The following is a 19,180-nucleotide window of genomic DNA, read 5'->3' as shown; positions in this document are numbered from 1 at the left end:
CAGCGCAATTGACCTTTCGTCGCTCATCAGCAAATGATCGCGCCACGAAAAGGGCCCCGAAAGCAGTAATGGGGCAAAAGCATTGACGGCTGATCAACGATCTAGAGAATAATCCCTAAAAACGAAAAAGGCCCTGCTCAGCAGGGCCTGTACGGCAGGGGTGCGGGGACCGGTCAGGGCTCGGCGGTCGCCCCGGTGATCGGCCAGGTCATGCGGATGACACCGCCGTACTCGTCCGAAGTGACCTCCACGTCGTCGACGAGGCCGCTGATGACCGCGAGGCCCATCCCGTCCTCCCCGCCGTCGTCGGGCTCCGGCTCGGCGGCGGCCCCGCGCCCGTCCGGCGCGGCGCCCCCGGAACCCGGGCCGGGCACCTCGTCACCGACCTCGATGGAGAACGACTTCTCCTCCTCGGTCAGCGCGACGCGCACCGGCGCCGTCAACCCGTACGCGCGGTGCAGCCCCACGGCACGGCTGCACGCCTCGCCGACGGCGAGCCTGACCTCGTCGAGGACCGCCTCGTCCACCCCTGCTCGACGCGCCACGGCGGCCGCCACCAGGCGGGCCGTCCGGACGTGTTCGGGCTGGGCGCTGAAGCGGAGTTCAACGGTGGCCATGCGATCCCCCTCGGACGTACGGGCGTGCTTGTCAGGGGCCCCGGGCCTGGAAGGGCCCGGTGCCCCTGTTCTTCCTCCGGAGCCGTCAGTCAGTGGCGTTGACGGCTTCGTCGACCGAGCCGTGGATCGGGAACACCTTGGTGAGCCCGGTGATCCGGAAGATCTTCAGAATGCGCTCCTGGTTGCAGACGAGCCGCAGGGAGCCCTCATGGGCACGGACACGCTTGAGTCCGCCCACGAGCACGCCGAGGCCGGTGGAGTCGAGGAAGTCCACGCCCTCCATGTCGACAACCAGGTGGTAGCTGCCGTCGTTCACCAACTCGACCAACTGCTCGCGCAGCTTGGGCGCGGTATACACATCAATCTCGCCACCGACCTCGACGACCGTACGGTCGCCACCAGGGCCGGACACATTGCGAGTCGACAGGGACAGGTCCACGGATCCTCCAGCACCTTGCTATCGAGCGGCCGCTCCCTGAGTCTCCCCGGCGGAGCCAGAGAACGGATCGCCAGCCGCGATGGCATTCAATCACTTACCAGCAGCCATGCACGACGCCTTGGGACCATTGTCCGTCAAGCCAGTGACACACTCGGTGCCGATGGCCAGGAATCTCCGCCCCAGAACACCCGCCCAGGGCACGGGTGAACGACCCGACCCCGGCATGGTCCTGCACCGGCTCGCCTCGGGGGCGGACCGGGCTGCGCGCATCACTCATACGGAGCACTTGCCCCCACGTGAGGGCCGCCATGCAGTCTGGCCGCACCGCATCCGCCCGGAAGTGATCAACGCCATTCAGCGGGCCGGCGTGGAGCACCCCTGGGCCCACCAGGCGGCCGCCGCCGAGCACGCCCTGGACGGCGAGTCCGTGGTGATCGCCACCGGCACCGCCTCCGGGAAGTCCCTGGCCTACCTCGCCCCGGTCCTGAGCACGCTCCTGGACGGCTCCGAGGCCCCGAACGGACGCGGCGCCACCGCCCTGTACCTGGCCCCCACCAAGGCCCTCGCGGCCGACCAGCGGCGCTCGGTGAAGGTCCTGGCCCAGCCCCTGGGCAACGCGATCCGGCCCGCCGTCTACGACGGCGACACGCCGGTGGAAGAACGCGAATGGGTGCGCCAGTACGCCAACTACGTCCTCACCAACCCGGACATGCTGCACCGGGGCATACTCCCCGCCCACCCCAGGTGGTCCTCCTTCCTGCGCGCGCTGCGCTACGTCGTCATCGACGAGTGCCACACCTACCGGGGCGTCTTCGGCTCCCACGTCGCCCAGGTCCTGCGGCGCCTGCGCCGGCTCTGCGCCCGCTACGGCGCCGACCCCGTCTTCCTCCTCGCCTCCGCCACCGCCGCGCAGCCGTCCGTGGCCGCCCGCCGGCTGACCGGCCTGCCCGTCGTCGAGGTCGCCGACGACGCCTCCCCGCGCGGCGAGGTGGTCTTCGCCCTGTGGGAGCCGCCGCTCACCGACCTCCTCGGCGAGAAGGGCGCGCCCGTGCGCCGCACCGCCACCGCCGAGACCGCCGACCTCCTCACCGACCTCGCCGTCCAGGGAGTGCGCACGGTCGCCTTCGTCCGCTCCCGGCGCGGCGCCGAGCTCGTCGCCGTCATCGCCCAGGAACGGCTGTACGAGGTGGACCGCACCCTCGCCCGCCGCGTCGCCGCCTACCGGGGCGGCTACCTCCCCGAGGAGCGGCGGGCCCTGGAGCAGGCCCTGCACTCCGGCGAGCTGCTCGGCCTCGCCGCCACCTCCGCCCTGGAGCTGGGCATCGACGTGGCGGGCCTGGACGCCGTGATCATCTCCGGCTACCCCGGCACCCGGGCCTCGCTGTGGCAGCAGGCGGGACGCGCCGGGCGCTCGGGCGAGGGCGCGCTGGCGATCCTGGTCGCCCGGGACGACCCGCTGGACACCTACCTCGTCCACCACCCCGAGGCGCTGTTCCAGCAGCCCGTCGAGTCGACCGTGCTCGACCCGGACAACCCCTACGTCCTCGCCCCGCACCTGTGCGCGGCCGCCGCCGAGCTGCCGCTCACCGAGTCCGACCTGGAACTCTTCGGACCGGCGAGCCCCGGCCTGATGCCGCAGCTGGAAGCCGCGAAGCTGCTCCGGCGCCGCGCGTCGGGCTGGCACTGGACCCGCCGGGAGCGGGCCGCCGACCTCGCCGACATCCGGGGCGAGGGGGGCCGCCCGGTCCAGATCGTCGAGGCGTCGACGGGACGGCTGCTCGGCACGGTCGACGCGTCCGCCGCCCACACCGCCGTCCACGACGGCGCCGTCCACCTCCACCAGGGCCGTACGTACCTGGTGGAGCGGCTGGACCTGGACGACCCCGCCGGCCCGGTCGCCCTCGTCGAGGAGGCCAGTCCGCCCTATTCGACCGTCGCCCGTGACACCACCTCCATCTCCGTGCTCGAAACCGACACCGACGTTCCCTGGGGAGCCGGCCGCCTCTGCTACGGCTCCGTCGAGGTCACCAACCAGGTCGTCTCCTTCCTGCGCCGCAAACTCATCACCGGCGAGGTGCTCGGCGAGACCAAGCTGGACCTGCCGCCCCGCGTCCTGCGCACCCGGGCCGTGTGGTGGACGGTCACCGAGGACCAGCTCGACGCCGCCCGGATCAACCCGGAGATCCTCGGGGGCGCCCTGCACGCCGCCGAGCACGCCTCGATCGGCATGCTGCCGCTCTTCGCCACCTGCGACCGCTGGGACATCGGCGGCGTCTCCGTCCCGCTGCACCCGGACACCCTGCTGCCGACGGTCTTCGTGTACGACGGCCAGCCGGGCGGCGCCGGGTTCGCGGAGCGCGCCTTCCACACCGCGCGCGCGTGGCTGACGGCGACCCGCGAGGCCATCGCCTCCTGCGAGTGCGAGGCGGGCTGCCCGTCCTGCGTGCAGTCCCCCAAGTGCGGCAACGGCAACGAGCCGCTCCACAAGCGCGGCGCCGTCCGACTCCTCACGGAGCTGTTGCGGGGGGCGCCGGAGGGGCTGGAGATGCCAGAGGGACCGGAGGAGGAGGCGGCGGGGGCGGAGGCGCCGGTGTCGGCGGGGTCTGCGGCCGCCGGGGAACCGGGGCGTCCTGACCCGCACCTCGAAGCAGGACGCGGTACGCGGGAGGCGCCGCCGGGCCCGCCCGGGACCTGACCGCGGGGGCGTACGGGCCGAACCTCGCCCGTACGGTCACGTCGGCGATCTCCCCCGTCACCGTGCACCGCACCACCTCGCCGCCCTGCGCTCCGGCGACCCGGGCCGCCCCGGCGCAGGCCCCGGCCGTCCCCCACAGCGCCCGGTCGGCCGCCGCCAGCGCGGCCAGATCCGCCGCACCGCCCGCCCGGTGCCGGGCCGCCACGGCCTGCCCCAGGGCGAGCACGGCCGCGAACACCACGCAGAGCGCGGAGGCGGCCAGCGCGACCCAGACGGACACCGAACCCCGGTCCCTCGCACGAGCCGCACGAGCCGCACGGGAGCCCCCGGGAGTACCCCGCGCGCTCGACCTCATCGCTCCTCCCCGACCAAGGGCTGCCCGACCGTGTCCTCCGCCAGCGCCACCGCCTCCCCGCTCAGCGTCAGTGCCAGGGCGTGAGGGCCCGGGAACACCCCGCGCGTTCGCCGTCATCGCTCCTCCCCGACCAGGGGCTGCCCGACCGTGTCCTCCGCCAGCGCCACCGCCTCCCCGCTCAGCGTCAGGGCGAGCGCGTGGGGACCCCGGGTCGGGGCTTCCACCCGTACCCGCCACAGGTCGCCGTCCCGCCGCAGCGCGACCTTCGCCCCGGGCGGGGCCGCCGAGCGGGCGGCGGCCAGCACCGCCGGCTCGGCCTCGGACCGCGCCGCCGCCCGAGCCCCGGCCCGGGCCGCGTCCAGGCACTGGATCTGCCCGGCGGCCGCCATCAGCCCCCACAGCAGCGCCAGAGCGAACGCGGCCAGCGCCGGGATCACCACCGCCGCCTCGGCCGTCACGAAGCCCCGGTCGGCCCGGAGCCCGTGCCCGTGCACGCGCCCCAAGGGCGGAGGGGCCTTCCCGAGCCGATGGCCGTCCGGCCCGGGAGCGCCGCCCTCAGAACTGCACATCGAGCGCCCTCCCCACCAGCGACTGGAGCGCCGACGAGACGGCCTCGCTCGTCACCACCTTGTAGAGCACCGCCGCGAAACCGCACGCGGCGATGGTTCCCACCGCGTACTCGCTGGTCGTCATCCCGGAGTCCCCGCGCATCCGCCGCGCGACACACCGCATCCATGTCCTCATCCCAACCCCCATGCCGGTTCTGCTGGTCGTGTCTCTGGTCTGTTGTTCGATCTGTCTTGTGACCCCTTGCCTGGTCTGTTCTGTGACCCCTTGCTTGATCTGTCTTGATCGATCTCTCGGGGGCGCGCCTCGCGCCCGCCCCGTCCCCGCCGGCGCGTTCAGCGCCGGAGCAGTCCGCCCGCCAGCCCGATCACCACCGGCGCCACTCCGGCGGCCAGGAACGCGGGCAGGAAGCAGAGGCCCAGGGGTCCGGTGATCAGTACGCCCGCCCGCCGGACCCGGGTGGCCGTCGTCCTGGCCCGCTCGGCGCGGCAGCGCTCGGCCACCCGGCCGACCGGGCCGGCCGCCGGGGCCCCCGAGGAGGCGGCCCGCTCCAGGCACCGGGCCAGCCCCGCCGCGCCCGGTATCTCTCCCAACCTCCCCCACGCCTCGGCCGGCTCGCCCCCCAGTCGCAGCTCGGCGGCGATCTGCGCCAGCCGCCGCCCGACCGGGCCGTCCAGCGACTCGCCCACGGCCCCGGCCGCCTCGCGCGGGCCCGCCCCGGCCGACAGACAGGCGGCCAGCAGATCGGCCGCGAGCGGCAGCTCCGGGTCCACGGTTTCGGCATCGGAGCGCGCCCGCCGCGGTTCACGGCGGCGGACCCAGCGCCCGGCCCCGTACGCCGCCGCCAGGCCCACCCCGGCCCCGGGCACCCCGCCGATCAGTACGTAGGCGGCGGCCAGCACCCCCAAGGGGACCGCCCAAGCACCGGCCCGGCTCCCGGCAGGTGCCCCGAGCAGCGCGCCCCCGCCCAGCCACCGGACGACCGGTGACCGGAGGGTCGACATCCAGGCGGCCGAAGACCGGGGGACCGTGGCCGACAATCGCCCGGCGGACGGCCACGTACCCGCCACGGCGAGGCCCGCGCCCCGCCGCCGTACCGCCCGCTCCCGGGCGCGCCGCGCCACCTCCAGGACTGTCCACAGGACGAGGGCCGCGAGCGCCACCGTCACCCCCAGGCTGTGGAAAACCTCCGGGCGCACCCCTTCGCCCGCGTCCCCGGAGCCCAATCCCAGGCCCGGCGCCGTCCCCAGTCCCGGCCCCGCCCCGCGTTTCAGCCCGAACTCCCCGTTCATTGCCGCTCCCCCGCCCGGGTGATCCGCGCCGTCCAATACAGCCCGGCCGCCTCCAGCACCCCGGCCAGGGCCAGGCAGCCGAGGCCTGCCGGGGTGTGGAGCAGGACGCGCAGGGGGTGCGCGCCCATCGCCGTACCGAGCAGGAGGCCGAGGACGGGCAGCAGGGCCAGCAGCGCGGCCGTCGTGCGCGGCCCGGTCAGCTGGGCCCTCAGCTCCTCCCTCTGGTCCCGCTCGGCCCGCAGCGCCGCCTCCAGGCGCTCAAGCCCTGCCGCGAGGCCCGCGCCTCCGTCGACCGCCACCTGCCAGCACGCGGCCACTCCCGCGAGTCCCTCCGCGCCCGGCTCTCGGGACGCCTCCCGCAGGGCCGCGGGCACGTCGCCGCCGAACCGTGCCGCCGCCAGCACCAGGGGTTCGGCGGCGCCGAGGGCCGCCGTGTCCCGGGTGGCCAGCGTCAGCGCCTGGCCGGGCTGGCGTCCGGCCCGCAGCTCCCCGGCGACCGCGCCGCACCAGGAGACGACCTCGTCGCCCCGGCGCCAGGTAGCCCGTTCGCGCTCCCGGGCCCGCAGCCGCCGCCCCACCAGCGGCACCGCCACCGCCCCCGCCGCCAGCGGCAGCGCCGAGTCCGCGAGGACCGCCACGACCACCGCCGCCGGCACGCACAGCCACTCCGGACGCGCCCCGGCCCGCAACCGCTCCCAGAGCCGCCTCCACGGCGGCTCGTCCGGTTCCACCGCCCCTCCCGCGACGATCAGCCGGGCCCTGCGCAGCCCCTGCTCCCGCCCCACCGAGAGCCAGGCCGCCGCGAAGGCGCACACGGCCGCCGCCGAGACCGGGGTGAGGCCGGGCGGCCCCGTCGCCGTCCAGGCGGTCACCACGCGCCTCCGAGCAGCACCCGCAGCCGTTCCCAGCCGCGCTCCTGGATGAAGCCGCCCACGCCCCAGCGCAGCGCCGGGACGGCCACCACCAGCCCCGCCGCGTCCCGTTCGAGGACCCGGACCTCGGCGACCCGGCGCCGCCCGGTCCTGTCCCGTACGAGATGGAGGACCACCGAGAGCGCCGCCGCGAGCTGGCTGTGCAGGGCCGCCCGGTCGAGCCCGGCGGCCGTGCCCAGCGCCTCCAGCCGGGCGGGGACGTCCGCGGCCGTGTTCGCGTGCACCGTGCCGCAACCGCCCTCGTGGCCGGTGTTGAGCGCCGCCAGGAGGTCGGTGACCTCGGCGCCGCGCACCTCGCCCACGACCAGCCGGTCCGGCCGCATCCGCAGGGCCTGGCGGACCAGGTCCCGCAGGGTCACCCGGCCCGCGCCCTCCTGGTTGGCCGGACGTGACTCCAGCCGGACCACATGGGGGTGGTCGGGCCGCAACTCGGCCGAGTCCTCGGCCAGGACGATGCGTTCGCGCTCTCCTACGAGGCCGAGGAGCGTCGACAGCAGGGTCGTCTTGCCGGAGCCCGTGCCGCCGCTCACCAGGAACGAGACCCGGGCCGCGACGAGGGCCCGCAGCACCCCCTCCCCGCCGGGCGGCACCGTCCCCGCCGCCACCAGCTCGTCCAGGGAGAACGCCCTCGGCCGCACCACCCGCAGCGACAGGCAGTCCGCCCCGACCGCGACCGGCGCCAGCACCGCGTGCATCCGGGTGCCGTCGGGCAGGCGGGCATCCACCCAGGGCCGGGCGTCGTCGAGGCGCCGCCCGGCGACCGCGGCAAGGCGCTGGGCCAGTCGGCGCACCGCGGCCGTGTCGCTGAAGCGGACCCCGGTGAGCTCGAGACCGGCGCCCCGGTCCACCCAGACCCGGTCCGGGGCCGACACCAGGACGTCGGTCACCTCGGGGTCGGCGAGCAGCGGCTCCAGCGGGCCCGTCCCGATCAGCTCGGAGCGCAACTCCTCGGCGCCGCCGAGCACTTCCGCGTCGCCCAGGAGGCGTCCCTGGGCCCGCAGCGCCGCCGCGACCCGGGCCGGGGTCGGCTCGGCCCCGCTCTCCGCGAGCTGCCGGCGCACCGCGTCCAGCAGCGGTCTCGGCGCGGCGGCGGCCTGCCCCGGCGCCCCCGGGGACACTCCCGGTGGCGTCCCGCCGCCTCCGCCCGCCATCATGCGGCCCGTACGCGCGCGTCGCGTGCTCATGCGACCGCACCTCCCGTCAGGGCCTGCTCCCAGAAGGCGGTGCAGAAGCGGGAGAGCGGGCCGCGCACCTCGCTGCCCGGTGGCGCGCCCTTCTCCTGGGCCTCCAGCAGGCCGTACTCCACGGGGAGTTCACCGGCCAGCGGCAGTCCCAGGGCGGCCGCCACCCACTGCTCGTCGAGCCCCGCCGCGTACGGCCCGCGCACCACCGCCCGCAGGTCCCGCAGCACCATGCCGACCGAGGAGGCGACCCGGTTGGCCGCGGCCACCGCCCGCAGTTCGGCGGGGACGACGAGCAGCCCCAGGTCGAGCTGGGCCAGGGCCTCCGCCACCGCGTCGTCCACCCGCCGGGGCAGGTCGACGACCACCACGCCGCCGCGTCGGCGCGCGGCCGCGAGGACCGCCCGCATCGCCTCCGCGGGGATCGCCACCGCGTCGCCCCGGTCCCAGCTGAGGACGCGCAGCGCGTGCAGATGCGGCAGCGACTCCTCCAGGGCCCCTCCGGCGACCCGGCCGCGCGAAGCGGCGAAATCCGGCCACCGTCTGCCCTCGGCCTGTTCGCCCCCGAGCAGCACGTCGAGGCCGCCTCCCAAGGGGTCGCCGTCGATGAGCATGGTGCGCCTGCCGGCCCGGGCCGCGGTCACCGCCAGGGCGCAGGCGAGCGTCGACGCGCCGGCTCCGCCCCGCCCGCCGATGACTCCGACGGTGAGCGCCTGGCGGCCCACGCCCTCCGCCGCGTCCGCGATCCGGTCGACGAGCCACTGCTCGGCGTCGGGCAGCCGCAGCACGTGGTCGGCGCCGATCTCCACCGCCCGCTGCCAGACGCCGGGGTCGTCCTGGTCCCTGCCGACGAGCAGGACTCCGCGCCTTCGGGCGGCGCCGCGCACCCGGGCCGCCGCGTCGTCCCCGACGAGGACCAGCGGTGCGCTCTCCCAGCCGGACCGCCGCTCGGGCACCGAGTGATGGACCTCCGGTTCGGCTCCCGCGGCGGCGCACAGCCGCAGCAGATCGTCGAGCAGTGCCTCGTCCTCGGTCACGATCAGCGGTCCCGGACGCCGCCCCTGAACACCCGGTGACCGGTCGGACACGAAGGGTCCGTCCATGATCTCCGCCCCCTCTCCCTGCGATTCCCGTGTCCGCGGATCTCGCGAACTGGAATCACGGTGGAGCGGTTCCGGAAATCAAGTGGATCTTGGTCGAAAACTGTGGACAACTCGCCCGTTGTGAATATTCCGTTCACCTATACCGGTGACTTCCGGAGCGCACCGGAACCATCACGCACGGTGACGAGTCTGGACAGGTGTGAGGGAGGAGCCGACGCGGCCCGAGGGAGGGGAAGGATCGTGTGCGAGGTCCGAAAATGCATCCGGACATGCGACGACCCCCGCCGGGGGGGAGAGCGGGGGTCGTCTCTCCGGCCGACTCGGGGGGGGAGGAGCCGGACCGGGTTAGCACGGTCGCGAACGATCCGTGACTTCCATGGTGTACCCGAGAGCCTTCTCAGGCAAACCCACACGCCCCAGCGTACGCCGAATGGTGGGCGCCTATGCTCGCCTTCGTGGAAAACCACTCCTTGCCGCGGACCGCCGCCTTCTTCGACTTGGACAAGACAGTCATTGCCAAGTCGTCGACCCTCACGTTCAGCAAGTCCTTCTATCAAGGGGGACTCATCAACCGCCGGGCCGTGCTGCGTACGGCTTACGCGCAGTTCGTGTTCCTCGCCGGCGGCGCCGACCACGACCAGATGGAGCGGATGCGCCAGTACCTGTCGGCGCTCTGCAAGGGCTGGAACGTCCAGCAGGTGAAGGAGATCGTCGCCGAGACGCTCCACGATCTGATCGACCCGATCATCTACGACGAGGCCGCCTCCCTCATCGAGGAGCACCACACCGCCGGCCGTGACGTCGTGATCGTCTCGACCTCCGGCGCCGAGGTGGTCGAGCCGATCGGCGAGCTGCTCGGGGCGGACCGCGTGGTGGCCACCCGGATGGTCGTGGGTCCCGACGGCTGCTTCACGGGCGACGTCGAGTACTACGCCTACGGCCCCACCAAGGCCGAGGCCGTCAAGGAGCTCGCCGCCTCCGAGGGCTACGACCTGTCCCGCTGCTACGCGTACAGCGACTCGGCGACCGACGTCCCCATGCTGGAGTCGGTCGGCCACCCCTTCGCGGTCAACCCGGATCGGGCACTCCGGCGCGAAGCGGCCATCCGAGATTGGCCGGTTCTCGTCTTCAGCCGGCCGGTCCGGCTCAAGCAGCGGCTCCCCGGCCTCTCCATGCCACCGCGTCCGGCCCTGGTCGCGGCGGCGGCGGTGGGCGCCGCCGCGGCCACGGCCGGACTCGTCTGGTACGTGAGCCGCAGGCGCGCGGCCACGGCGAGCTGACCGAGCACGACCGCCGCAGCGGGATGGCGGCCGACACCGGCCGTTCTGCCCTGTTTGAACCTAAAAGTAAAGAAGTGCAGTCAGGGGTTCCGCTTCGCCCCGGCCTGGAGTACAAATAAGGCAACGGCCCGCGAGACCTGGGACATCCGAGAGGATCACCTTCTACGCAACACGGCCCCACGGACCGAGCATGGACATCGAGCACCCACGCGACGTCGACCCGTCGATTACGGGCCAGCCGCACCAGGTGACGGGCAGAAGTTCCCGACCTGATGGGCAACCTTCGAGGACGCTTGGTAACCCGGTGGACATGCCAGCGGCGGTACCTATCCGGTACCGCCGCAACCCTTTCCGCGTCCTTTTTCCGGCGCTGTTTCCCGCGCCTGGTGCCGGCTAAGCCGCTCCGCGCTGAAGCGCCTCGCAGACCGCCGTCGACTCCCGTACACCGAGCTCGACCGAGCGCCCGCAGTGGGTGATCCAGGCGGCCACCCCCTCCGGGGTCCCCGACGCGTAGCCGTCCAGCGCCGCCGCGTACGCCGCGCGCCCCTGCTCGGCGTGGCCCACCTCCGCCGGGCAGATCGCCTTGGGGTCGAGGCCGCTGCCGATCAGCACGATGCGCTCGGCGGCCCGCGCCACCAGCCCGTTGTACGAGCCGAACGGACGCAGGGCGAGCAGCTCACCGTGCACCACGGCCGCCGTGACCAGCGCCGGTGCCGAGGAGCCCGCGATGATCAGCTGGGAGAGGCCCTCCAGGCGGCCCGCCACCTCGTCCGCGTCCGGCAGCGGCAGCTCGATCAGCGGCTCGTCCACCGGCTCACCGTGCTGACGGGGGCGACCGACCGTGTCGGCGGAGTCGGCGGCGGCGACCAGGTGCAGCCGGGCGAGCACCCGCAGCGGCGACTGCCGCCAGATGGAGAGCAGTTGCCCGGCCTCGGCGGTCAGCCGCAGAGCGGCGCCGACCGCGCGCGCCTCGCTCTCCGAGCCGAAGTCGCTGCGCCGCCGCACCTCCTCCAGCGCCCAGTCCGCACCGGAGAGCGCGGCGCTGCCACGCGCCCCCCGCAGCGCCGCCTCGGAGGTGATCTCGTTGCTGCGCCGGCGCATGACCCGGTGCCCGTAGACCCGGTCGACGGCTTTGCGCACGGAGTCCACGGCGTCCGGGACACCCGGCAGCGTGCCCAGGGCGACCAGCGGATCGGGGGCCGACGAGGCGTTCGTACTCATAAGTAGCGAGGCTACGCGCCCCGCACCCACACCCCACCTTCGAGTGGTCTTCTTCACTCGCCTCCCCTACATAACGCTGTCGTACGATTACCGTTGGTGAACATGAAGATCGCTTTCGTGGGCAAGGGCGGCAGCGGCAAGACCACGCTGTCCTCGCTCTTCATCCGCCACCTCACCGCCAACGAGGCCGCCGTGCTGGCGGTCGACGCCGACATCAACCAGCACCTGGGGGCCGCGCTCGGGCTCGACGAGCCGGAGGCCGCCGCGCTGCCCGCGATGGGCGCGCACCTGCCGCTCATCAAGGACTACCTGCGCGGCACCAACCCCCGGATCGCCTCCGCCGAGACGATGATCAAGACGACTCCTCCGGGGCGCGGTTCCCGGCTGCTGCGGCTGCGCGAGTCGAATCCGGTCTACGAGGCGTGCGCGCGGCGGGTGGTGCTCGACGACGGGGACATCCGGCTGATGGCGACCGGCCCGTTCACCGAGTCCGATCTGGGGGTGGCCTGCTACCACTCGAAGGTCGGCGCGGTGGAGCTGTGCCTGAACCACCTGGTGGACGGGCCGGACGAGTACGTGGTCGTCGACATGACGGCCGGGTCGGACTCGTTCGCCTCCGGGATGTTCACCCGCTTCGACATGACCTTCCTGGTGGCCGAGCCGACCCGCAAGGGCGTGTCGGTCTACCGCCAGTACAAGGAGTACGCGCGCGACTTCGGGGTCGCCCTGAAGGTCGTCGGCAACAAGGTGCAGGGCCAGGACGACCTGGACTTCCTGCGGGCCGAGGTCGGTGAGGACCTGCTGGTCACGGTCGGGCACTCCGACTGGGTGCGCGCGATGGAGAAGGGGCGCCCGCCGCGCTTCGAGCTCCTGGAGGCCGACAACCGGCTCGCCCTCCAGGCGTTGCAGAACGCGGCGGAGGACTCGTACGAGGTGCGCGACTGGGAGCGGTACACCCGCCAGATGGTCCACTTCCATCTGAAGAACGCCGAGAGCTGGGGGAACGCGAAGACGGGTGCCGACCTGGCGGCCCAGGTCGACCCCGACTTCGTCCTGCGGGAGGAGTTCGCCGTACCGCAGCCGAGCTGACGAGAGCCCGACCGCTCGCGGCGGGGTCAGCTCGCGGCGGCCTGCTTCAGTCCGGGCTGCGGGAGCGGCTTGGCCGACTGGACCGGCAGGGCGGGCTGGGCGGCCAGGAAGGCCGTCCAGCCGCCCTTCGGGGCCTCTCCGACCTTCAGCTGACGGAACTTGTCGAGTGTCGACGGGTCCTGGGCGTCCAGCCAGTCGGCCAGCTGACGGAACGACACGCAGTGCACCTCGCGCTTGACGCAGACCGTCTTGATCGTGTCCTCGATGGCCCGCATATAGGCGCCGCCGTTCCAGGACTCGAAGTGGTTGCCGATGATCAGCGGCGCGCGGTTGCCGTTGTACGAGCGGTCGAAGGCCTGGAGCAGGCCGTCGCGCATCTGGTTGCCCCAGTACTCGTGCTGGTCGGCCTCGCCCGTCACCGCGCCCGACTGGTTCATGTAGAAGTTGTAGTCCATGGACAGCGTCTGGAAGGCGCGGCCCGGGACCGGCACCAGCTGCATCGACAGGTCCCAGACGCCGTTGTCGTTCTTCTTCGGCCACACCTGGTCGTTGACGCCGCTGGTGTCATAGCGCCAGCCGAGCTGGCCGGCCGCCTGCACGAAGTTCTTGCGGCCCTCCAGGCAGGGGGTGCGGCCGCCGATGAGCTCCTTGTCGTAGTCGAACGGAAGTGGCGCCTCCGTCTTGAGTCCGGAGTTGGACTTCCAGTTCTTCACGAACGACTTGGCCTGCGCGATCTCGCTCTTCCACTCGTCCACCGACCAGGTGCCGACGCCGCCGTCGTTCCCGCAGAAGTGGCCGTTGAAGTGGGTGCCGATCTCGTTGCCGTCCTGCCACGCGGCGCGCAGCTGGGTGACCGTGTCCTTGATGCCCTTGACGTCGTTGAACCCGATGTCACTGCTGCCCGCCGAGTGCTTGGGCGCGGTGTAGCGCTCGCGCTTGTCCTCCGGGAGCATGTACACACCGCTGAGGAAGTACGTCATCGTCGCGTTGTACTTCTTGCCGACCTCGCGGAAGTGGGAGAACAGCCGCTGGCTGTCCTCGCCCGCGCCGTCCCAGGAGAACACCACGAACTGCGGCGGCTGCTGACCCGGCGCCAGCTTGCGCGGCTTCATCAGATGGGGCTGAGCCCCGGTGAACGCGGTGGAGCCGTCCCCGATCAGCCGGACGACGTTCTTGGGGGCGGCGGCGCCCGCTCCGGGCCCCGGCGCGGCCGCCTTGGTCCCGTTGCCCACCGAGCATCCCGCCGCGCCCGCGATCAGCGCCGCGACGACGGCGCCGGTGGCGATCCTCTTCGTGGCGGCCATCATCCGCCCACCCTCTTCCTCACAGATCAGCAGATCCGAAGATCTCTCGTACTGAAGGTCATCAAATCGCCGCAAAAGTGACACGCAGGATGAGGGAAGGAGGCGCGACAGGCCGCACGAAAAGCTGCTTATTCACCGTTGAGAGTGAATCGCTGGACCATTTGACCGAAATGTCAAGCGCTGGCCTTTACTCTGCATTACGATTCGTTTACCGAGAGTTGAGAATCCCGCCGCTGTACGCCGTGACCCACGGCCGCGACCCCCCATCCGCGACCGCGCCGCCCCGGAGGAGACGGGAACATGTCTGCCTGCGTCCCCACCCGCACCCAGCCCCTCACTCACCCCGACAGCCACCCGCACCCGCCCGCCCCGCCCCCCGGCAGAGGAAGCCGCCGCTTCCGGATCGCCGGAGCCGATCTGGCCGCGTCCATCACCGTCTTCCTGCTCGCCGTCCCGATGTCGCTCGGCCTCGCCGTCGCCATCGACGCCCCGCTGGGAGCCAGCCTCGTCGCCGCCGGAGTCGGCGGCATCGTCGCCGGGCTGCTCGGCGGCACACCGCTCCTTGTCAGCGGCCCCTCCGCCGGACTCACGGTGGTGTCGGCCGAGTTGATCCAGAGCTACGGCTGGCGCACCACCTGCGCCATCACCGTCCTCGCGGGTCTGCTCCAGATCGCGCTCGGCTCCCTGAAGGCCGCGCGCTCCGCGCTCGCCATGAGCCCCGCCATCGTGCACGGCACGCTCGCCGGCATCGGCGCCGCCATCGCGCTCGCCCAGCTCCACATCGTCCTGGGCGGCTCCCCGCAGAGCTCGGCCGTCGACAACGCGCGGGCGCTGCCCGACCAGTTGGCCAGGGTCGGCCCCGCCGCGCCCCTCATCGGGGCGCTCACCATCGCCGTGCTCCTGACCTGGCCCCGCCTGCCCGGGCGGACGGGGAAGGTGCTGCGCCGCGTCCCCGCCGCGCTCGCCTGCGTGGTGATCGCCACCGGGGTGGCCGCCATGGCCGCGCCGGACATCGCCCGGGTCGACCTGCCCTCCTGGGACGCGCACGTCCTGCCCGAGCTGCCGCACGGGCCGGCGGGCGGGCTGGTCGCCGCCGTGCTCACGGTGACGCTGGTCGCCAGCCTGGAGTCGCTGCTCTCCGCCGTCGCCGTGGACAAGCTGGCCGCCGAACGGCCGGGCGGCGCCCCGCCCCACCGGGCCGACCTCGACCGGGAGCTGCGCGGCCAGGGCGTCGCCAACGCCGTCTCCGGGCTGCTCGGCGGAATGCCGGTCTCCGGAGGCGCGGTGCGCGGCAGCGCCAACGTGCGGGCCGGGGCGACCGGCCGCGCCTCCACCGTGCTGCACGGAGTGTGGGTGCTGCTCGCCGCCGGGCTGCTGGTGACCCTCCTGGAGTGGATCCCCCTGGCGGCGCTGGCCGCGCTCGTGATGATGGTCGGCATCCAGATGGTGTCGTACGCCCATATCCGCAAGGTCCACCGGCACCGCGAGTTCCTGGTGTACGTGGCGACGGTGGGCGGGGTGCTGCTGTTCGGGGTGCTCCAGGGCGTCGTCATCGGGATCGCGGTGGCCGTCGCGGTCGCGCTGCGCCGGGTGGCGCGCACCCGGATCACCGTGCACCACCAGGAAGACGCCTCGTATCTGGTGCGGGCGCGTGGGCAGTTGACGTTCCTGGCCGTACCGCGCCTGACCAGGGCGCTCGGTCAGGTGCCCCAAGGGGCGAGCGCGGTCGTGGAGTTGGACGGCTCGTTCATGGACCACGCGGCGTACGAGGCGCTCCAGGGCTGGCAGGCCACGCACACCACGCGCGGTGGCGAGGTGCGGATCACCGGCCGGTCCGGCGGGCGCGTCTCCGAGCCCGCCTCCGGGGCGCAGAGCTGCTGCCGGCCGTGGACGCCCTGGCGCAACCACCACTGCCACGACAAGGCGCCGGCGCCCCGGCGCCACGGGCATCAACTGGCCAGCGGGCTCAGCTCGTTCCAGCGCAACACCGCACCGCTGGTGCGGGACGAGCTGGCGCGCCTCGCCCGTGAGGGGCAGCAGCCGTCCCAGCTCTTCCTCACCTGCGCGGACTCCCGGCTCGTCACCAGCATGATCACGTCGAGCGGCCCGGGCGACCTGTTCACCGTGCGCAACGTCGGCAATCTGGTGCCGCCGCCCGGGGCGGAGTGCGGCGACGACTCGGTGGCGGCGGCGATCGAGTACGCGGTGGAGGTGTTGCGCGTCGAGTCCATCACGGTCTGCGGCCACTCCGGCTGCGGCGCGATGCAGGCACTCCTCGCCGCCGGTCCGGACGCCCCGCAGACGCCGTTGCGGCGCTGGCTGCGGCACGGGTCGCCCAGCCTGGAGCGGATGGCGAGCCGCAAGCACGCCTGGGCGCGGATCGCCGGGCGGCTGCCCGCCGACGCCGTCGAGCAGCTCTGCCTCACCAACGTGGTGCAGCAGCTGGACCATCTGCGGCGCCACGAGTCGGTGGCACGACGGCTGGCCGAGGGCACACTGACCCTGCACGGCATGTACTTCCATGTCGGCGAGGCCCAGGCGTACTTGCTGGCGTCCGACGACTGCGAGGAGGTGTTCGAGGGAGTGGCGCCCACCCCCCTCGAAGCGGCGCTGGGCTGACGCGCCCCGTCGGTGTGCGCCGCGCGACTGCCTGAACCCAGGGCGGACCTGGTCCGTGAGACCGTCTGATGACACGCCGACGCCCCGGAAGCCCTACAGGTCTAAACCAATTTTCGGGAGACTCTTGTCACCCGGCGATTGGCCTGATGAGCTAGGGCCCGGGACACATAGGCACATAGGACGCCCTGGGAAAGGGAGATGTCGTGAGCAACGAAAGCCTGGCCAACCTCTTGAAGGAGGAGCGCCGGTTCGCTCCTCCTGCCGCGCTGGCCGCTGACGCCAACGTGACGGCAGAGGCGTACGAGCAGGCCGAGGCGGACAGGCTGGGCTTCTGGGCCGAGCAGGCCCGGCGCCTCACCTGGGCCACCGAGCCGACCGAGACGCTCGACTGGTCGAACCCGCCGTTCGCCAAGTGGTTCGCCGACGGCCGGCTCAACGTGGCGTACAACTGCGTGGACCGGCACGTCGAGGCCGGCAACGGCGACCGGGTCGCCATCCACTTCGAGGGCGAGCCCGGCGACAGCCGCGCGATCACCTACGCCGAGCTGAAGGACGAGGTCTCGCGGGCCGCCAACGCCCTGACGGAGCTGGGTGTCCGGGCCGGCGACCGGGTCGCGGTGTACATGCCGATGATTCCCGAGGCAGCCGTCGCGATGCTCGCCTGCGCGCGGATCGGCGCGGCGCACTCGGTGGTCTTCGGCGGCTTCTCGGCCGACGCGGTCGCCTCCCGTATCCAGGACGCGGACGCGAAGCTGGTCATCACGGCGGACGGCGGGTACCGGCGCGGCAAGCCGTCCGCGCTTAAGCCCGCGATCGACGACGCCGTGGCGAAGTGCCCGCAGGTCGAGCACGTCCTGGTGGTGCGGCGCACGGGGCAGGAGACCGCCTTCACCGAGGGCCGGGACGTCTGGTGGGACGACATCGTCGGGCGCCAGTCGGCCGAGCACACCCCGCAGGCGTTCGACGCCGAGCACCCGCTGTTCATCCTGTACACGTCCGGCACCACGGGGAAGCCGAAGGGCATCCTGCACACCTCGGGCGGCTATCTGACGCAGGCCGCCTACACCCACCACGCGGTCTTCGACCTCAAGCCCGAGACCGACGTGTACTGGTGCACCGCCGACATCGGCTGGGTGACCGGCCACTCGTACATCGTCTACGGGCCGCTGGCCAACGGGGCGACGCAGGTCATGTACGAGGGCACGCCGGACACCCCGCACCAGGGGCGGTTCTGGGAGATCGTCCAGAAGTACGGGGTGACGATCCTCTACACGGCGCCCACCGCGATCCGGACGTTCATGAAGTGGGGCGACGACATCCCCGCGAAGTTCGACCTGTCGTCGCTGCGGGTGCTGGGGTCGGTGGGCGAGCCCATCAACCCGGAGGCGTGGATCTGGTACCGCAAGCACATCGGCGCGGACACCTGCCCGATCGTGGACACCTGGTGGCAGACCGAGACCGGCGCGATGATGATCTCGCCGCTGCCGGGCGTGACCGAGACCAAGCCGGGGTCCGCCCAGCGCGCGCTGCCGGGCATCTCGGCGACCGTCGTGGACGACGAGGCGCGCGAGGTGCCGGACGGGGGCGGCGGGTACCTCGTCCTCACCGAGCCGTGGCCGTCGATGCTGCGCACGATCTGGGGTGACGACCAGCGGTTCATCGACACGTACTGGTCGCGGTTCGAGGGGAAGTACTTCGCCGGGGACGGGGCGAAGAAGGACGAGGACGGGGACATCTGGCTGCTCGGCCGGGTCGACGACGTGATGCTCGTGTCCGGGCACAACATCTCCACGACCGAGGTCGAGTCGGCGCTCGTCTCGCACCCCTCGGTCGCCGAGGCGGCGGTCGTCGGTGCGGCCGATGAGACGACCGGGCAGGCGATCGTGGCGTTCGTGATCCTGCGGGGGTCGGCTGCGCAGACCGAGGGGCTCGTGGAGGAGCTTCGGGCGCATGTGGGGGCCACGCTGGGGCCGATCGCCAAGCCGAAGCGGATTCTGCCGGTGGCGGAGCTGCCGAAGACGCGGTCGGGGAAGATCATGCGGCGGTTGCTGCGGGATGTCGCGGAGAACCGGGAGCTGGGGGATGTCACGACGCTGACGGATTCCTCGGTGATGGATCTGATCCAGACGCAGTTGCCGGGGGCGTCGAGCGAGGACTGAGGTGGCGTCCGGGGGGTTTCCCCCACCCCGCCCCTTCCCTAAACCCTCCGGGGGTGGGGTGGGGGTGGGGGTGGGTTTGCCGGGGGCTGCGCCCCCGGGCCCTCCGGTTCGGCTGCGGGCCGGTGGGGGCTGGTCGCGCAGTTCCCCGCGCCCCTTAAAGGCCGGCGGTTGGCCTGGCCCCACGGGTGCGGGCCGGTGGGGCAGGCGGGTTTGCCGGGGGCTGCGTCCCCAGGCCCTCCGGTTCGGCTGCGGGCCGGTGGGGGCTGGTCGCGCAGTTCCCCGCGCCCCTTAAAGGCCGGCGGTTGGCCTGGCCCCACGGGTGCGGGC

General features: G+C 73.1%; 15 protein-coding genes and 1 pseudogene. 5 read left to right on the top strand and 11 right to left on the bottom strand.

What is annotated here, in order from left to right; all coding sequences use genetic code 11:
* Positions 1 to 173: 173 nt before the first annotated feature.
* The gene (locus ABZ404_RS29230; RefSeq protein WP_358832031.1) at positions 174 to 617 is read right to left on the bottom strand and encodes an ATP-binding protein; all 444 of its coding nucleotides are present in this window, start codon (positions 615 to 617) and stop codon (positions 174 to 176) included.
* Between the two features lie 85 nt (positions 618 to 702).
* Positions 703 to 1,056 carry an STAS domain-containing protein gene (locus tag ABZ404_RS29225; protein ID WP_053728100.1) on the bottom strand — a complete coding sequence of 118 codons (354 nt, stop codon included), beginning with the start codon at positions 1,054 to 1,056 and terminating at the stop codon, positions 703 to 705.
* Positions 1,057 to 1,135: 79 nt separating this feature from the next.
* Here ABZ404_RS29225 and ABZ404_RS29220 point away from each other — a divergent pair, with 79 nt between their 5' ends.
* Positions 1,136 to 3,751, top strand: coding sequence for a DEAD/DEAH box helicase (locus tag ABZ404_RS29220; RefSeq protein WP_358832030.1), 2,616 nt, complete (start codon positions 1,136 to 1,138; stop codon positions 3,749 to 3,751).
* Here the strand turns inward: ABZ404_RS29220 and ABZ404_RS29215 are convergent.
* The 7 genes and pseudogenes from ABZ404_RS29215 to ssd all read right to left on the bottom strand — a co-directional run.
* Positions 3,723 to 4,106, bottom strand: a pseudogene (locus tag ABZ404_RS29215) (Rv3654c family TadE-like protein); the annotation flags it as partial. The gene ABZ404_RS29220 and the pseudogene ABZ404_RS29215 sit on opposite strands and share 29 nt — an antisense overlap.
* Positions 4,107 to 4,219: 113 nt before the next feature.
* On the bottom strand, positions 4,220 to 4,600 hold the full coding sequence (locus ABZ404_RS29210) for a TadE family type IV pilus minor pilin (protein WP_358991059.1): 381 nt from the start codon (positions 4,598 to 4,600) through the stop codon (positions 4,220 to 4,222).
* 61 nt (positions 4,601 to 4,661) lie between these two features.
* A complete protein-coding gene (locus ABZ404_RS29205; RefSeq protein ID WP_358832028.1) occupies positions 4,662 to 4,799 on the bottom strand; it encodes a DUF4244 domain-containing protein in 138 nt (45 codons plus the stop codon).
* A 209-nt stretch (positions 4,800 to 5,008) separates the two neighbouring features.
* Complete coding sequence (locus tag ABZ404_RS29200; RefSeq protein WP_358832027.1) at positions 5,009 to 5,965, bottom strand: type II secretion system F family protein; 957 nt, start codon at positions 5,963 to 5,965, stop codon at positions 5,009 to 5,011.
* Entirely contained in the window at positions 5,962 to 6,837 is an 876-nt protein-coding gene (locus ABZ404_RS29195; RefSeq protein ID WP_358832026.1) for a type II secretion system F family protein, read from the bottom strand. The genes ABZ404_RS29200 and ABZ404_RS29195 overlap by 4 nt, the downstream gene beginning before the upstream one ends.
* Entirely contained in the window at positions 6,834 to 8,081 is a 1,248-nt protein-coding gene (locus tag ABZ404_RS29190; RefSeq protein ID WP_358832025.1) for a TadA family conjugal transfer-associated ATPase, read from the bottom strand. The genes ABZ404_RS29195 and ABZ404_RS29190 overlap by 4 nt, the downstream gene beginning before the upstream one ends.
* The gene (gene ssd, locus ABZ404_RS29185) at positions 8,078 to 9,181 is read right to left on the bottom strand and encodes a septum site-determining protein Ssd (RefSeq protein WP_358832024.1); all 1,104 of its coding nucleotides are present in this window, start codon (positions 9,179 to 9,181) and stop codon (positions 8,078 to 8,080) included. Before ssd ends, ABZ404_RS29190 begins: the two co-directional genes overlap by 4 nt.
* Positions 9,182 to 9,624: 443 nt before the next feature.
* On the opposite strand from ssd, the gene ABZ404_RS29180 reads away from it, so the two are divergent.
* Entirely contained in the window at positions 9,625 to 10,461 is an 837-nt protein-coding gene (locus ABZ404_RS29180) for an HAD-IB family hydrolase (RefSeq protein ID WP_358832023.1), read from the top strand.
* 393 nt (positions 10,462 to 10,854) lie between these two features.
* Here ABZ404_RS29180 and ABZ404_RS29175 read toward each other — a convergent pair whose 3' ends face one another.
* The gene (locus ABZ404_RS29175) at positions 10,855 to 11,682 is read right to left on the bottom strand and encodes an oxidoreductase (protein ID WP_358832022.1); all 828 of its coding nucleotides are present in this window, start codon (positions 11,680 to 11,682) and stop codon (positions 10,855 to 10,857) included.
* 102 nt (positions 11,683 to 11,784) lie between these two features.
* On the opposite strand from ABZ404_RS29175, the gene ABZ404_RS29170 reads away from it, so the two are divergent.
* Positions 11,785 to 12,771, top strand: coding sequence for an ATP-binding protein (locus ABZ404_RS29170; RefSeq protein ID WP_358832021.1), 987 nt, complete (start codon positions 11,785 to 11,787; stop codon positions 12,769 to 12,771).
* Between the two features lie 26 nt (positions 12,772 to 12,797).
* On the opposite strand, the gene ABZ404_RS29165 is transcribed toward ABZ404_RS29170, so the two are convergent.
* Entirely contained in the window at positions 12,798 to 14,078 is a 1,281-nt protein-coding gene (locus ABZ404_RS29165; RefSeq protein WP_358832020.1) for a hypothetical protein, read from the bottom strand.
* Positions 14,079 to 14,375: 297 nt separating this feature from the next.
* Between ABZ404_RS29165 and ABZ404_RS29160 the strand changes: the two genes are divergently transcribed.
* Together ABZ404_RS29160 and acs are read left to right on the top strand one after the other, a co-directional pair.
* On the top strand, positions 14,376 to 16,694 hold the full coding sequence (locus ABZ404_RS29160; RefSeq protein WP_358832019.1) for a SulP family inorganic anion transporter: 2,319 nt from the start codon (positions 14,376 to 14,378) through the stop codon (positions 16,692 to 16,694).
* Positions 16,695 to 16,897: 203 nt separating this feature from the next.
* Positions 16,898 to 18,853, top strand: coding sequence for an acetate--CoA ligase (gene acs / locus ABZ404_RS29155; protein ID WP_358832018.1), 1,956 nt, complete (start codon positions 16,898 to 16,900; stop codon positions 18,851 to 18,853).
* The last annotated feature ends 327 nt before the right edge of the window (positions 18,854 to 19,180 follow it).

Origin of the sequence: Streptomyces sp. NPDC005878 (genome assembly GCF_040629815.1) — a bacterium.
Lineage (GTDB): Bacteria > Actinomycetota > Actinomycetes > Streptomycetales > Streptomycetaceae > Streptomyces.
This window is presented reverse-complemented; position numbering and strand designations above follow the sequence as displayed.